The sequence below is a fragment of the Companilactobacillus bobalius genome, from assembly GCF_009764355.1.
Genome location: NZ_LNUA01000077.1, coordinates 259,051 through 272,668, shown reverse-complemented (window position 1 = coordinate 272,668; position 13,618 = coordinate 259,051). Strand labels below are relative to the sequence as shown.

20 protein-coding genes are annotated in these 13,618 nt (G+C 36.0%); 1 reads left to right on the top strand and 19 read right to left on the bottom strand.

Features of this window, described 5'->3' with window-relative positions; genetic code table 11:
* Position 1: 1 nt before the first annotated feature.
* A complete protein-coding gene (locus tag ATN92_RS17775) occupies positions 2-736 on the bottom strand; it encodes a DeoR/GlpR family DNA-binding transcription regulator (RefSeq protein WP_056954436.1) in 735 nt (244 codons plus the stop codon).
* Between the two features lie 186 nt (positions 737-922).
* On the opposite strand from ATN92_RS17775, the gene ATN92_RS17770 reads away from it, so the two are divergent.
* Positions 923-2,026, top strand: a complete 1,104-nt coding sequence (locus ATN92_RS17770; RefSeq protein WP_056954434.1) for a YdcF family protein — start codon at positions 923-925, stop codon at positions 2,024-2,026.
* A gap of 63 nt (positions 2,027-2,089) precedes the next feature.
* Here ATN92_RS17770 and ATN92_RS19250 read toward each other — a convergent pair whose 3' ends face one another.
* From ATN92_RS19250 to ATN92_RS17685, 18 genes are all read right to left on the bottom strand, one after another.
* Positions 2,090-2,221, bottom strand: a complete 132-nt coding sequence (locus tag ATN92_RS19250; protein ID WP_256970553.1) for a hypothetical protein — start codon at positions 2,219-2,221, stop codon at positions 2,090-2,092.
* An 84-nt stretch (positions 2,222-2,305) separates the two neighbouring features.
* Positions 2,306-2,806, bottom strand: coding sequence for a GNAT family N-acetyltransferase (locus ATN92_RS17765; protein ID WP_056954433.1), 501 nt, complete (start codon positions 2,804-2,806; stop codon positions 2,306-2,308).
* Positions 2,807-2,820: 14 nt separating this feature from the next.
* On the bottom strand, positions 2,821-3,447 hold the full coding sequence (locus tag ATN92_RS17760; protein WP_056954432.1) for an RpiB/LacA/LacB family sugar-phosphate isomerase: 627 nt from the start codon (positions 3,445-3,447) through the stop codon (positions 2,821-2,823).
* 18 nt (positions 3,448-3,465) lie between these two features.
* Complete coding sequence (locus ATN92_RS17755; protein ID WP_056954430.1) at positions 3,466-4,194, bottom strand: GntR family transcriptional regulator; 729 nt, start codon at positions 4,192-4,194, stop codon at positions 3,466-3,468.
* Between the two features lie 84 nt (positions 4,195-4,278).
* The gene (locus ATN92_RS17750) at positions 4,279-5,712 is read right to left on the bottom strand and encodes a 6-phospho-beta-glucosidase (protein ID WP_056954429.1); all 1,434 of its coding nucleotides are present in this window, start codon (positions 5,710-5,712) and stop codon (positions 4,279-4,281) included.
* Between the two features lie 172 nt (positions 5,713-5,884).
* Positions 5,885-6,277 carry a 30S ribosomal protein S9 gene (gene rpsI / locus ATN92_RS17745; RefSeq protein ID WP_025084437.1) on the bottom strand — a complete coding sequence of 131 codons (393 nt, stop codon included), beginning with the start codon at positions 6,275-6,277 and terminating at the stop codon, positions 5,885-5,887.
* Positions 6,278-6,290: 13 nt separating this feature from the next.
* The gene (gene rplM, locus ATN92_RS17740) at positions 6,291-6,734 is read right to left on the bottom strand and encodes a 50S ribosomal protein L13 (protein WP_025084436.1); all 444 of its coding nucleotides are present in this window, start codon (positions 6,732-6,734) and stop codon (positions 6,291-6,293) included.
* Positions 6,735-6,864: 130 nt separating this feature from the next.
* Positions 6,865-7,611: a tRNA pseudouridine(38-40) synthase TruA gene (gene truA / locus ATN92_RS17735; RefSeq protein ID WP_054642455.1), complete on the bottom strand. Its 747-nt coding sequence runs from the start codon at positions 7,609-7,611 to the stop codon at positions 6,865-6,867.
* Between the two features lie 3 nt (positions 7,612-7,614).
* On the bottom strand, positions 7,615-8,412 hold the full coding sequence (locus ATN92_RS17730; RefSeq protein WP_056954427.1) for an energy-coupling factor transporter transmembrane component T family protein: 798 nt from the start codon (positions 8,410-8,412) through the stop codon (positions 7,615-7,617).
* A complete protein-coding gene (locus ATN92_RS17725) occupies positions 8,413-9,267 on the bottom strand; it encodes an energy-coupling factor ABC transporter ATP-binding protein (protein ID WP_056954426.1) in 855 nt (284 codons plus the stop codon). It abuts the gene before it with no gap.
* Entirely contained in the window at positions 9,243-10,076 is an 834-nt protein-coding gene (locus ATN92_RS17720; protein WP_056954425.1) for an energy-coupling factor transporter ATPase, read from the bottom strand. The genes ATN92_RS17725 and ATN92_RS17720 overlap by 25 nt, the downstream gene beginning before the upstream one ends.
* 206 nt (positions 10,077-10,282) lie before the next feature.
* Positions 10,283-10,663, bottom strand: coding sequence for a 50S ribosomal protein L17 (rplQ, locus tag ATN92_RS17715; protein WP_025084431.1), 381 nt, complete (start codon positions 10,661-10,663; stop codon positions 10,283-10,285).
* Between the two features lie 30 nt (positions 10,664-10,693).
* Positions 10,694-11,632 (bottom strand): DNA-directed RNA polymerase subunit alpha, encoded by a 939-nt coding sequence (locus tag ATN92_RS17710; protein ID WP_054642452.1) that lies wholly within the window; start codon positions 11,630-11,632, stop codon positions 10,694-10,696.
* A gap of 63 nt (positions 11,633-11,695) precedes the next feature.
* Positions 11,696-12,082, bottom strand: a complete 387-nt coding sequence (gene rpsK, locus ATN92_RS17705; RefSeq protein WP_025084429.1) for a 30S ribosomal protein S11 — start codon at positions 12,080-12,082, stop codon at positions 11,696-11,698.
* Between the two features lie 24 nt (positions 12,083-12,106).
* Positions 12,107-12,472, bottom strand: coding sequence for a 30S ribosomal protein S13 (gene rpsM, locus ATN92_RS17700; RefSeq protein WP_056954424.1), 366 nt, complete (start codon positions 12,470-12,472; stop codon positions 12,107-12,109).
* A gap of 25 nt (positions 12,473-12,497) precedes the next feature.
* Complete coding sequence (gene rpmJ / locus ATN92_RS17695) at positions 12,498-12,614, bottom strand: 50S ribosomal protein L36 (RefSeq protein WP_010018546.1); 117 nt, start codon at positions 12,612-12,614, stop codon at positions 12,498-12,500.
* 32 nt (positions 12,615-12,646) lie between these two features.
* The gene (infA, locus tag ATN92_RS17690) at positions 12,647-12,865 is read right to left on the bottom strand and encodes a translation initiation factor IF-1 (protein WP_025084427.1); all 219 of its coding nucleotides are present in this window, start codon (positions 12,863-12,865) and stop codon (positions 12,647-12,649) included.
* Positions 12,866-12,959: 94 nt separating this feature from the next.
* Positions 12,960-13,613, bottom strand: coding sequence for an adenylate kinase (locus ATN92_RS17685; protein WP_025084426.1), 654 nt, complete (start codon positions 13,611-13,613; stop codon positions 12,960-12,962).
* Positions 13,614-13,618 lie beyond the last annotated feature (5 nt).

Genomic DNA, 13,618 nt, shown 5'->3' with positions numbered 1-13,618 from the left:
CTCAGTATTTTACATTAATTGTTGAAATAATTTGTTTAGCCGGCTTTTTATCAGTAATTAAATAATCAAAATCAGCTAAGGTTCCAATTGAATAGGTCGCTGATTTTTGAAATTTAGTGCTTTCAGCTAAAATAATCTTTTGTTTAGCATGACTTAATAGTAATCTCTTTACTTGAGCATCCTCCTGATTTTCGAAACTAACTTGACCATCTTTTAATCCAGCTGCTCCAATAAAAGCGACATCGAAGCTAATATTTTTTAAAATCATGGCCTCATCAAGTGAATAGAAAAAACGATTTTTGGGGAAGAACTTGCCACCTAAAGTATGTAAATCAACTTTCTCATTCGTACTCAACATAATAGAATTATCCAATGAATGCGTATAAATTGTCATTGCCACATCGGTCATTTGTGCCAGTTGCAAAACAACAGTCGACACGTCGAAAAAATCTGTTTGGTTAGATTTAATAAATGTTCTAGCCAAACCGGCAATATGTTTCTTCGACTCAGTAAATTCTTTAATACGATCATTAAAAGAAAAAGCTTCTTTTTCCGACTCCAAACGCATAATTCCACCATGAACCCGTTTTACTTTGCCTTCATCGGCCAATTTTGTAAAATCACGTCTCACGGTATCTCTAGAGACCTTGAAACGCTCAATCATCATTTCTGTAGTTAAAATTTCTTGATGGTTCAATAAATCTAACATGGCATCTGTTCTCTGTGCTTGATACATCAGCGCTACCTCCTAAAAAGAGTATAACATTTTATAAGTGCTTTTAAGCTTTTTTAAGCATAAATAAGTCATTAATTCATTTATACTTATTAGTACTTTATTTTTAAAACAAATTTATAGCTATGATAAAATTAATCTGATTGTATGGGAATATATATCATTCATAAATCTAAGAGAGGTGATTTTATGAATAGCTTGACTCCGTACGTCAACGTTTTGCAAAAGATTTCAGTTTACTGGGGATTAGCTACTTTAATTATGTTAGGAATCTTTTTACTCCTTTGGTTAAGAGAACCACGACGCTTGATCAACGGAATTACTTTTTCTATCTTTTTCTTTAGCTTCTTAGCCGAATTGGCAGTTTTAATATTCAGTACTGGTAATTTACCATTCGTTGTCGTTATGGGAACGCTCTTCTTACTTATTATCGGTGTAATTTTTGTAACAATGATTTCGATGTGGCTTCTACTATTATGGAATGCTTTTATCGTTTGGAAACGTGAAAGTCATACATTATCCAATATGTTGACTTTGTTGCTAGGAGTTTTTCTAGTTGTACTCTGGTTTGCCAATGCTTTCTTATCGGCCCACGCTAAGTTCTTACCTGACTGGTTAAATATTTTAATTTCAGGCTTACCAGTTGTTGGTGCCTACTTGATCTTGTGTTCATACAATTTCTTGGTCAACGTTTTGCTCTATCAATTCTTCCCTAAACGATATAAAGCTAATTATCTAATTGTTTTGGGGGCTGGATTAATCAATGGTGATACTGTTTCTCGCTTACTCGGTAACCGAATCGATGCCGCCATCAAATTTGCTAATAAACAGATCAAAAAAGGTCGACCAACGCCAAAGATTGTTTTCTCTGGTGGGCAAGGTAACGATGAGAAACTATCCGAGGCCCAGGCAATGGCTAATTACGCTATTGAACACGGCTGGGATAAAGATCAAATCATTTTAGAAGATCAATCGAAGAATACCTTGCAGAATATGCAATTTTCGAAAAAAATCATTCAAGATGATTACGGCAGTAGCAATGCATATATCAAATTTTTCAGTAATAATTATCACATTTTTAGAGCCGGCCTCTACGCAAGAATGGCTGGTCTAGCTGCTAATGGTGTTGGTGCTCCAACAAGATTTTATTTTCTACCCAACGCCTTGATTCGCGAATTTGTTGCTATTCTAATCATGAACAAGAAGCGTCATATTATTATGATTTCCATTATTGGATTCTTCGTTCTATTATCAATGCTAGTAACGCTTTACGTCGATTTCAAAACTAGATAGAAAAAAGGTGTTCATATTCTCCTGCAAAATTGCAGTTGAGTATGAACACCTTTTTATTATTGATCACTTTTTAGTGTAAATATTCAGATTTCGATTAAGATAATCTTCAATCCAATCGTGACGTTTCTTTTCTCTCTCAGCCACAACGTCAATAACTGTTTTTATAGTGGCCTCTTTTACATCATTCTGTGCCATAATAAATTCTCTCTTTTTGTTTTTATTTTAACAATTATATTTTTAAAATAAAAATTTATATACACGTGTAATACACAACGTCTATTACAATAGTCGTCCCATCACGATAGCTGTATATCCAGGTTCCTCAGCTTCATTGCCAGTCTTAAAGAAACCGTTCTTTTCCCAGAAATGTTCACTCTGCTTATTACCTTTAGCGTAAGCTAATTCGATCTGTTTAAAGCCTGATTTCTTTAAAGCTGACATAATATCACTAAAGATCTCTGTTCCAATGCCCTTACCTTGATATTGACTATCAACCATAAACAAGCCTACCCATGCCGTTATTTCATCTGGATACTTTGTAATCAAATCTAGCATAGCAATCAATTTGTCGCCATCAAAGAATCCAATATAATATTTATCATCCCTCGTTTTATGTGGTGGTACGACAGTCATATCGTGACGAATAACTGGACGTGTAATCACAGGTGGACAATATTTATAAAATATAGGATTGCTTAAACTTAATTTGAGAATCTCCTCAGTGTCACTAGTCACTAACCGTCTAACTTTATATTTACTAGAAAGATCCGCTAAATCCATAATTCTTCCTCCACTTAAATCTTTCGAATCAAATAATCCCATAATTTTTGATTATTTCCATTCTCTATTACGTAATTTAATACATCTTGTTTCTGCCAAATCGGCTTCAAAACTTCTTCATCTAACTTTTCCATTATATCAATCATATTTATAGATTCGGACCTTTTGATCTCAAGCAGTAACTTTGCATCCCGTTGTTTTCGAAGTGCTTCCCCCTGTGGATAACCGGTATTCATTGGACCATCAAATAGCTTTGCCAGTGTATAACTCAGATTCAGCTCTCCAGCCCAGCCAAAATTCAATCCTAACGGCAAAGAGGCACAATTGCCATAGTTTATTCGTCCAAACAAATAAGCGTCGCTAGGAGTCGGTAAATAGCCGCTGATGACGTTTGGCATCGTATTGCACGCTATATTCATTCCATTTCCGGAACTACAACCAGTTATTACAAAATCAATCGCACCGGAATTAATTAACAGTCCCACCAATAACGCTACCTGAACATAGGATAAAGTTTCCTCTTGTGGATAAACTCCAAAATTAATTACTTCATCAGTTTTTTCCACAGCTGATCTAGTTGCATCGTACAAAAGCTGATTACGTTTAATTTGACTACTGGCCTGAATCACCGCTACTTTCATACTATTATCTCATCCCTATCAATGAACCTTTTTGATCATAAATAATTTAGCTTGTTGATAATTATAATATTGTTTTGAAAAAGCCAACAACTCGCCATTGGCTAAATACGATTCATCTTGAATCAACAAACTCGGCGAACCCGCTGACATCTCCATGAAATCACTAGCTTCTTCTGGTAAAGGCTCACTCATAATAGTCTGATCAATAAAGCCAATTTGAGTCTTACGACTTTGTTCAAAATACTTAAACAGTGATCCGTACAAAGCTTCTTCTGGAATACTATCAATCACTGACTGCAAATAATAAGACTGTTCCATCAAATAGGGCTTATCATCCAACAAACGAAAGCGACGAACTTCGATCAATTTATCATCATTCTGGAAGTGATGTGTCTTTGGCAAAAAGAGTGCTTCTGATACGGGAATAATTTTTTCACTTGCAGTCTTAGTTGTCAATTTACGACCAATTCGTTCCATCTCGGCCGACAATCCACCTTCATGCTCTAGAGCCACTGAATCCACGGTTTGCTGGTGACGAACAAAAGTCCCTACTCCATGAACTTGATAAGTATAACCCATGACACTCAACTGTTTTAAAGCTTGACGCAAAGTATAACGGGTTACTTCATAGCGTGACATCAAATTAGGTTCTGCTGGCAGTTTCAAATCTTGATCAACTAACTCACCAGATTGTATTTCAGTAATAATCTTTTTAACTAAAATGCTTGTATCCATTTTTTTCGGCATTTCTAAAATTTCCTCCAAAACAAAAACGCATCCCATTATCAAGCGTTAGGAATACGTTTTCTAATCATTTATTATCATACCTCATTACGAAAGGTCTGTACCATTTGTTTCAATTACTTTATGGAACCATTCAAAAGAATCCTTCTTAGAACGATCCAAAGTTCCTTCGCCGGCATCATTCTTATCTACATAGATCATACCGTAACGTTTATCCATTTGACCAGTTCCGGCCGAAACTAAATCAATAAAGCCCCATGGAGTATAACCCATTAAATCAACACCATCGACATCAACTGCCAAACGCATTTGTTCAATATGCTTTCTCAAATAATCGATACGGTAATCATCATGAATCTTACCATCCTCAGTCACTTTATCAAAAGCTCCTAGTCCATTTTCTACAATAAACAATGGTAAATCATAACGGTCACTGAACCAATTCAAGGCATATCTCAAACCAACTGGATCAATTTCCCAACCCCAATCAGAGCGTACTAAGGCAGGATTTTTAACTTCATGATTCTTTGTTGGTGTCATGTAATCATCAGGTTCATTCTTATCAGCTTTAATAACATGAGAAGCGTAATATGAAAAGCCAATATAGTCAACAACGCCTGCCCTGATAACATCTAAATCAGCCAAGGTAATATCCAAATTGAAATCTTTACGTTCAAAGTAACGTTTCAACCAATTAGGATACTTACCTTTACATTGAACATCAGCAAACCAATAGTTAGCTTCCATCGCACGTTGAGCTTTCAAAACATCCTTAGGATCTGGTGAAGCTGGATAAGTTGGTCCCATAGCCAACATACAACCAATTTCAAAATTAGGATTAATTTCATGTCCAATTTGTACAGCCATAGCACTAGCAACTGATTCATAGTGTCCAGCTTGGTACATAACTTTTTCAGCATCTTCGCCTGGTTTTACTAGAATACCTGAATTAGTGAACAAGCCCCATTCATTTAAACCAGTTTGGTTGTTGATTTCATTGAAAGTCATCCAATATTTAACTTTATCTTTATAACGTTTGAAGACCACTTCAGCAAATTTTACAAAGAAATCAATCATCTTACGACTACGCCAACCACCATATTCTTTAACTAAGTGATAAGGCATTTCAAAATGAGACAAAGTAATTACTGGTTCAATATTATATTTAAGCAATTCATCAAAAAGATCATCATAGAACTTCAATCCTGCTTCATTAGGTTCGTCTTCATCGCCATTAGGAAAAATTCTTGTCCAAGCGATACTAGTTCTGAAGCACTTTAAACCTAATTCGGAGAATAACTTAACATCCTCTTTATAGTGACCATAAAAATCAATTGCTTCATGATTAGGATAATTTTTACCGGGAATAATTCCATCAGTAATTTCACGAGCCGTCTCGTTGTCACCAGCTGTCATCACATCAGCAATACTGACACCTTTATTGCCGGCATCCCAGCCACCTTCTAATTGATGAGCAGCCACAGCACCGCCCCACAAAAATCCTTTTGGAAATCCAGTCATAAATGTATCCTCCTACGTTTTAAGTTTTCCACTCATTCGAACGAGTTAATAATATCAAAGAAGTTGATTTTTGTAAACGTTTTCAGATATTTAAATGTAAATAAATTTTCTACAACAAAAAACATCCCTCGAAATGAGAGATGTTTTTGATCCAAAACTGGAAATATAAATATTAACGTTTTGAGAATTGTGAAGCTTTACGAGCTTTCTTAAGACCTGGTTTCTTACGTTCCTTCATACGAGGGTCACGTGTTAAGAAGCCGGCTGACTTAAGTGTAGGTCTAAAATCAGGATCTACGTCAAGTAAGGCTCTAGCAATACCATGTCTAATTGCTCCAGCTTGTCCTGAGAAGCCTCCACCGTTAACGTTAGCAATAACGTCATAGCTTTCTGCTGTTTCAGTTACATCTAGAGGTTGTTTCATATCAGCAATCAAATTGTCAAAAGGAATGTAATCTTTGACATCACGTTTGTTGATAGTAATCTTTCCGTTTCCAGGAACTAAGCGTACACGAGCAACTGAATCCTTGCGACGACCTGTTCCGGCGTATGATACTTGTGCCAAATTCTTTTCCTCCTTAAATTAGTTTGTTGATATCCAATTTTTCTGGATTTTGTGCTTGGTGGTTGTGTTCTGAACCTGCATAAACATGCAATTTCTTGATTTCTAGACGACCAAGAGTGTTCTTAGGTAGCATACCACGAACAGAATCTTCAATGAATCTGTCTGGCTTTTCAGCTTGTTTTTGACCAGCACTAATGCTCTTCAACCCACCTGGGTGATCTGAATGAGAATAGTAAATCTTATTCTTTGCTTTTCTACCTGTTAATCTAACTTTATCTGCATTGATGACAATAACATTATCACCTGTATCAACGTTAGGTGTGTAAGTAGGTTTGTTTTTACCTCTAAGAATAGAAGCAACAACAGATGAAAGTCTACCTAAGACAACATCTTCACCGTCAATTACATACCATTTACGTTCAACTTCACTTGCTTTTGCTAATGGTGTTGTACGCACTTTAAATTCCTCCAGTTTCTACGTCTGTTTGACAACTCAATAAGTTTCCGGGGCTTATCGTGGGGCAAACAATACCAGCTACAATGATACTTTGATTCTCACATTAAGTCAATATTTATCCACAGATTTTTTAATAAAAAACCTCTTTCAAATATAGACCACTAGCTTGTGCTGTCCCTCTAGCTTCCTGGCGATCCTTTACTTCATATAAACGTAAAAAGTCATGAACATCTCTGCGACCGTTACCGATTTCCAACAGAGTTGCCACAAGAATTCTAACCATATTATATAAGAAACCATTACCTGTAAACTCAAAAACTAATTCATTGTTCTCTTTATTATACTCAACTGTAGCTGAATAGATAGTTCTAACTTTATTTTCAATCACGCCACCAGCAGCTGCAAAGCTAGTAAAATCGTGTTCTCCAATTAAATCTTTGATTGCAATTTTTATTTTATCCACATCCAAAGGATAAGGATAGTGCCCTGTATAAAAACGCTTGAATGGATCGGTATAATGCCCTAGATCTACACGATACATATAGGTTTTCTTTTTAACATTAAATCGGGCATGAAAATTTTCATCGACAATCTCTGATTTTTTGACCAATACATCCAAAGGCATCAACGTATTAATAGCACGCATCATACTGTCAGCTGGGATAAATCTTGGATAATCAAAATGTACTACCTGTGCCAAAGCATGAACTCCAGCATCAGTTCTACCTGAAGCGAAGACCTTGATCTCTTCTCCATTAGCAATTCTCGAAATAGCTTTTTCAAGTACACCTTCAACCGTTCTTAATTGCTTTTGTTTTTGAAAGCCATGAAACTTAGTTCCATCATAAGCGATGGTTAATTTGTATCTTATTGTCATAAATTAATAACTCCGAATAAATAATAATATGATGGTTACAGCCAACATAACCAAAACCGTGATATTATCACGCTTACTCCATTTTAATACACGATACTTACTGCGGCCTTCACCGTCTTTGTAACCACGTGATTCCATAGCAATTGCTAAATCATAAGCAATTGAAAAACTGCTGACAAAGAGCGGAATCAGTATTGGTACAAATGATTTGATCCGTTTAATCAAACCACCCTCACCAAAATCTACTCCACGAGCTCTCTGTGCGTCCATGATCTTGGTCGTTTCATCAACCAACAATGGCACGAATCTTAAGGCAATCGACAACATTAAAGCTACTTGAGTAACTGGAAAGTTCACTTTCTTTAATGGTTTCAAAATGCTCTCGATTGAATCGGAAATTTCGATTGGTGTCGTTGTTAAGGTCAATAGTGTTGAGATAAAAATGATCAACACGAATCTTACAAAGATATAACTAGCAATAACCATACCCTCTTTGGATAAGGTCAAAAAGCCCCAGTGCCAAATTGGATGGGAACTAGGCGTAAAGAACAATTGCAGTAAAACTGTGAATAAAATCAGCCAAAATATCGGCCGCAATCCCTTTATAAAGAAGCCAAAATTAATTTTAGATAAATAGACAGCAAATAAAACAAACGCCATGAGAAATACATATGATGCCACATTATTGGCTAAAAAGACAATGCCAACAAAATAGAATGTTAATAAAAATTTACCACGCGGATCTAACTGATAAATCAATGAATCCCCGGGTAAATATCGTCCCATAATTAATTTATTCATCTAATCACCATTTACCTGTTGTTTTATTTCTGCACTCAATTCATCAATTGTAATAGGTAATTTATTAAATTGGAAATATTTTTGCGCCAATGATTGTGCAAACTGGGCACTCTGAGGCAAAGTTAATAAATCATTCTTCAATAAATCTTGATTGTTGAAGACGTCGCTTGGCAATCCACTAGCTACTAATTTTCCTTGACTCATAACAGCCATTTCATCTGCATAATTAGCTACATCATCCATATTATGCGTGATCAAAATGATTGTTCTACCTTTTGACTGTAAATTTTTAAACAGATCCATAATCTCATGGCGACCAACTGGATCTAAACCTGCTGTTGGTTCATCTAAAATAATAGTTTCAGGATTACTAGCTAGGACACCGGCAATAGCCACACGACGCATTTGTCCACCGGATAAGTCAAATGGTGATTTCTGTAAATAATCTTTACTTAAACCAACTAATTCGATCATTTCATGAGCTGCATCTTTAGCATCAGATTCACTGAAGCCAAAATTCATTGGTCCAAACATGATATCTTTTTCCACAGTCTCTTCAAATAACTGACTCTCCGGAAATTGAAAAACCATGCCAACCTTTTTACGCAATGGTTTAAGGTTTTTATTATTAGTTTCAGATGTAATAACACGATCACCAACAGTTAGTTTTCCTGAAGTAGGTTTCAAAAGCGCGTTAATATGACGTACTAGAGTAGATTTACCACTACCAGTTTGACCAACAATAGCGGTAAATTTTTTATCATCTATTTTCAAAGAAACATCGTCTAAACCAAGATTTGCCATGGGACTATTAGCATCATAAGAATGTGTTACATGTTCGAACGTAATTTCCATAATTGCTTCATTAGCTCCTCTTCATTTAGATAACCCTCAGGCAATTCTAATGAATCCCTTAGTGTTGATATCAATTCATCAGAAAATGGTTCCTCAAGGCCAAATTTGCTTAAATTAGTTCCTATATTATAAATGTTCTTAGGTATATCGTCTCGTACAATCTGTCCATCACTCAAGACAACGATTCTCTGTGATAATTCTGTCTCCGATATATCATGTGTAATTGAAATGATTGTTAGATCCTGTTGCTGACGTAAATTTTGAATTAAATTCAAAACCGTTCTACGTCCTTCGGGGTCCAACATACTAGTAGATTCATCCATAATAATAATTCGAGGTTTAGTAGCTAAGACACCAGCAATAGCCACTCGTTGCTTCTGTCCACCAGAAAGTGTCTGTGGATCACGTTTTTTAAAATCATGCATACCAACTAATTCTAAAGCATGATCTACTTCTTTGACCATTTGCTCTCTTGGCATACCTTGATTCTCCAAACCAAAAGCAACATCATCTTCAACCGTTGCTCCAACAAATTGATGATCTGGATTTTGAAAGACGATTCCAATCTTAGTTCTAACTTCCCAAATATTATTCTCATTAATTTCTTGTCCGTCAATTTCGATTGTACCAGAGTCGGCATCAATTAAACCATCGATCAGTTTAGTCAATGTTGACTTACCACTACCGTTTTTACCAACGATTGATAACCACTCGTTTTTATAGATATCCACAGTTAAATTATTAATTGCAGGTTTCTTAGAATCGGGATAAGTATAATTTAAGTTTTTAATTGAAATGATTTTTTCCAAAGTTATCTCCTTGAACCGTATTACATATATAATAACTAACTTCAATAATCAAGAAAACAAAAAAGGGCAAAAAAAAATCATTCGACAAGTTAGTGTCCCCGATTAAAGGGATCTCAGAGATAGACTTGGTTGCTAACAACCATCATCTTAACACTCACTAGCTTATCAGAATGACTGATTTTTTAATGATTAATAAACAATTATTATTAAACTAATTCAATAATAACCATTGGAGCTGCGTCTCCACGACGTGGAGTTGTCTTCAAAATACGTGTGTATCCACCATTACGTTCTTTGTAACGAGGTGCAATATCACTGAATAATTTTTGAAGAGCTGATTGAACAACAACTGCATCATCTTCTTCTGAAATGTTAGCAACTTCGTTTCTAACATAAGCAGCAGCTTGACGACGAGCATGTAAATCGCCGCGTTTACCTAAGGTTATCATTTTTTCTGTTGTACGACTGATTTCTTTAGCGCGAGTTTCAGTTGTAACAATATGTTCATTAATGATTAAATCAGTAGTTAAATCGCGTAACATTGCTTTTCTTTGAGAACTGTTACGTCCTAATTTACGGTAGCCCATGTCTATACCTCCTGTTTGAATTTGATATGATTAGTCTTCTTGCTTTAATGATAATCCAAGATCAGCAAGCTTTTCTTTAACCTCAACAAGTGATTTACGTCCAAGATTACGGACACGCATCATATCTGCTTCGGATTTTTCAGTAAGCTCTTGCACAGTATTAATACCGGCACGCTTCAAACAATTATATGAACGAACTGACAAGTCAAGTTCTTCAATAGTCATTTCAAGTTTCTTCTCTTTTTGAGTTTCCTCTTTTTCGATCATCATGTCAGCACTCTTAGCTTCTTCAGTAAGATTTACAAAACTTGTTAAATGTTCTGTAAGAATCTTAGCTGACAAACTAATAGCTTCGCGTGGTCCAATTGAACCATTTGTCCAGATATCGATTGTTAATTTGTCGAAGTCGTTTCTCTTACCCACACGAGTGTTTTCAACTTGATAGTTGACTTTTTCTACGGGTGTAAAAATTGAGTCAACTGGAAGAACACCGATAGGTGTTTCGTCCGTCTTATTTTGTTCTGCAGGAGTATATCCACGACCATTAATAACTGTCATTTGCATGTGGAAGTGTCCACCCTCAGCAACAGTACAAATAAATTGTTCTGGATCGAGGATTTCCAAGTCATCATCAGCCTTGATATCATTTGCTGTAACAGTAGCTGGACCAACAACGTCGATTTCAGCCTTTAAACTGTCATCAGCATATGACTTAAGCTTTAATTTCTTCACGTTTAACACAATTTGTGTAACGTCTTCAATTACGCCATCAACAGCTGAAAATTCATGCAAAACACCATCTATTTGAATATCAGACACCGCTGTACCAGGTAATGATGCTAATAAAACTCTACGTAATGAATTACCTAAAGTTGTACCATAACCTCTTTCAAGCGGTTCGATAATATATTTGCCATAGTCTTTACTTTCTTCAACAGAAGTAATGGTTGGCTTTTCAAATTCGATCATTCGGTTAGTTCCCCTTTCAAAACGAAATGTGTGTAGCTTAGTTCATATGGGTATACAACCATTCTATACACGACGACGCTTTGGAGGACGAGAACCATTGTGAGGAACTGGTGTAACATCACGAATAGCAGTAATTTCCAAACCAGTAGCTTGTAATGAACGGATTGCAGCTTCACGACCAGAGCCTGGACCCTTAACAGCTACTTCAACTGTTTTCATACCATGTTCCATTGATTCCTTAGCAGCAGCCTCACCAGCCATTTGTGCAGCAAATGGTGTTGATTTACGACTACCTTTGAATCCTAATGCACCAGCTGATGACCATGAAACGGCATTACCGTTAACATCAGTGATCATAACTAGTGTATTGTTGAATGTGGAGTGGATATGTGCAACACCAGATTCAATATGCTTCTTAGTACGGCGCTTACGACCTTTAGTTTGTGCCATGATTAACCTCCTATCTTTATCTTATTACTTCTTCTTACCTGCAATGGCAGTCTTCTTGCCCTTACGAGTTCTTGCATTGTTCTTTGTGTTTTGACCACGAACTGGCAAACCACGACGATGTCTCATGCCACGGTATGAACCAATTTCTTGTAGTCTCTTGATGTTCATACTTACTTCACGACGTAAGTCACCTTCGACACGAATCTTGTCAACTTCTGCACGAATTTTTTCTTCTTGATCAGGAGTTAAGTCTCTTGTACGAATATCCTCTGATACGCCAGCATCTTTCAATACTTTTTGAGCTGTTGTTTCGCCAACACCAAAAATGTATGTTAGAGCAATAACGATTCTCTTATCACGAGGTAAATCTACACCTGCTATACGAGCCATTAATCAATACACCTCCTATTAAATATTATCCTTGTCTTTGTTTGTGCTTTGGATCTGCAGAGCAAATAACCATGACGCGACCGCGTCTCTTAATTACCTTACAGTGTTCGCACATAGGTTTAACGGATGGTCTTACTTTCATGTTGTGGAACCTCCATTCCATTAAAAAACTTATTATCTATATCTATATGTAATTCTTCCCTTGGTTAAATCATAAGGGGATAATTCCACGGTAACCTTGTCACCGGGTAAAATTCTGATATAGTGCATACGGATTTTACCTGACACATGAGCTAAAATTGTAGCTCCGTTTTCAAGCTTTACCTTAAACATTGCATTAGGCAATGTTTCTGAAATTGTACCTTCTACTTCAATGACATCTTCTTTTGCCAAAGATATTAACCTCCATCGGGATGAAATTATTCTGCATATACTGGCGAATTATACAATAATTTTCCGTACATGTAAACATTCAAAGCAAAAAGTTTTACAAACTTTGTAAAACTTTCTTTACTTCGTTATAAACTTCATCTATTTCTTGTTCACCATTGATCTTATGTAACAAGTTCAACTTGTCATAAAAATCAATTAATGGTGTATTCATTTCAATATTAACTTTCAATCTATTCTTTACAGTTTCTGGTTTATCGTCCTCACGTTGATAGAAGTCATGGCCGCCACAGACGTCACATGTTCCTTCAACCTTTGTAGGATTGTAAATTTTATGATAAGTTGCTCCACAATTAGAACAAATATATCTTCCGGATAAGCGATCAACTAATGTTTCAGGCTTAACATCAATATAGATGACAGCATCTATTGGTTTGTTTACATTCTTTGCAATTGTCTGTAAAGCGTTAGCCTGTTCAAGAGTTCTCGGAAATCCATCTAACATATATCCGTCTTTTTGAACATCATCTTCAGATAAACGTTCTTGAACGATACCTTCGGTAACATCATCTGGAACAAGTTCACCTTTATCGATGAACCCTTTAGCTTTTAGACCAATTTCTGTCTTATTGGCCATAGCTGCTCTAAACATGTCACCAGTTGAAATATGAACAACTTTAAAATCTTCAACAATCTTTTCAGCTTGAGTACCTTTACCAGCACCAGGTAATCCCATCAATACAATATTCATTGTCT

What these genes read in the sequence shown, in the direction of transcription:
- rpsK (WP_025084429.1), bottom strand. Translation starts at nt 12,082, where the DNA reads ATGGCACAAACTAAAGGTCGTAAGCGCCGTACTAAGAAGCATATTGAA.
- ATN92_RS19250 (WP_256970553.1), bottom strand. Translation starts at nt 2,221, where the DNA reads ATGGCACAGAATGATGTAAAAGAGGCCACTATAAAAACAGTTATTGAC.
- ATN92_RS17755 (WP_056954430.1), bottom strand. Translation starts at nt 4,194, where the DNA reads ATGCCGAAAAAAATGGATACAAGCATTTTAGTTAAAAAGATTATTACT.
- ATN92_RS17710 (WP_054642452.1), bottom strand. Translation starts at nt 11,632, where the DNA reads ATGATCGAATTTGAAAAGCCAACCATTACTTCTGTTGAAGAAAGTAAA.
- ATN92_RS17760 (WP_056954432.1), bottom strand. Translation starts at nt 3,447, where the DNA reads ATGAAAGTAGCGGTGATTCAGGCCAGTAGTCAAATTAAACGTAATCAG.
- ATN92_RS17750 (WP_056954429.1), bottom strand. Translation starts at nt 5,712, where the DNA reads ATGACTGGATTTCCAAAAGGATTTTTGTGGGGCGGTGCTGTGGCTGCT.
- ATN92_RS17685 (WP_025084426.1), bottom strand. Translation starts at nt 13,613, where the DNA reads ATGAATATTGTATTGATGGGATTACCTGGTGCTGGTAAAGGTACTCAA.
- rpsM (WP_056954424.1), bottom strand. Translation starts at nt 12,472, where the DNA reads ATGGCTCGTATAGCAGGTGTAGATTTACCTCGTGATAAGAGAATCGTT.
- rpmJ (WP_010018546.1), bottom strand. Translation starts at nt 12,614, where the DNA reads ATGAAAGTAAGACCATCCGTTAAACCTATGTGCGAACACTGTAAGGTA.
- ATN92_RS17765 (WP_056954433.1), bottom strand. Translation starts at nt 2,806, where the DNA reads ATGGATTTAGCGGATCTTTCTAGTAAATATAAAGTTAGACGGTTAGTG.
- ATN92_RS17770 (WP_056954434.1), top strand. Translation starts at nt 923, where the DNA reads ATGAATAGCTTGACTCCGTACGTCAACGTTTTGCAAAAGATTTCAGTT.
- truA (WP_054642455.1), bottom strand. Translation starts at nt 7,611, where the DNA reads ATGACAATAAGATACAAATTAACCATCGCTTATGATGGAACTAAGTTT.
- ATN92_RS17775 (WP_056954436.1), bottom strand. Translation starts at nt 736, where the DNA reads ATGTATCAAGCACAGAGAACAGATGCCATGTTAGATTTATTGAACCAT.
- rplQ (WP_025084431.1), bottom strand. Translation starts at nt 10,663, where the DNA reads ATGGGCTACCGTAAATTAGGACGTAACAGTTCTCAAAGAAAAGCAATG.
- ATN92_RS17725 (WP_056954426.1), bottom strand. Translation starts at nt 9,267, where the DNA reads ATGGAAATTACGTTCGAACATGTAACACATTCTTATGATGCTAATAGT.
- ATN92_RS17730 (WP_056954427.1), bottom strand. Translation starts at nt 8,412, where the DNA reads ATGAATAAATTAATTATGGGACGATATTTACCCGGGGATTCATTGATT.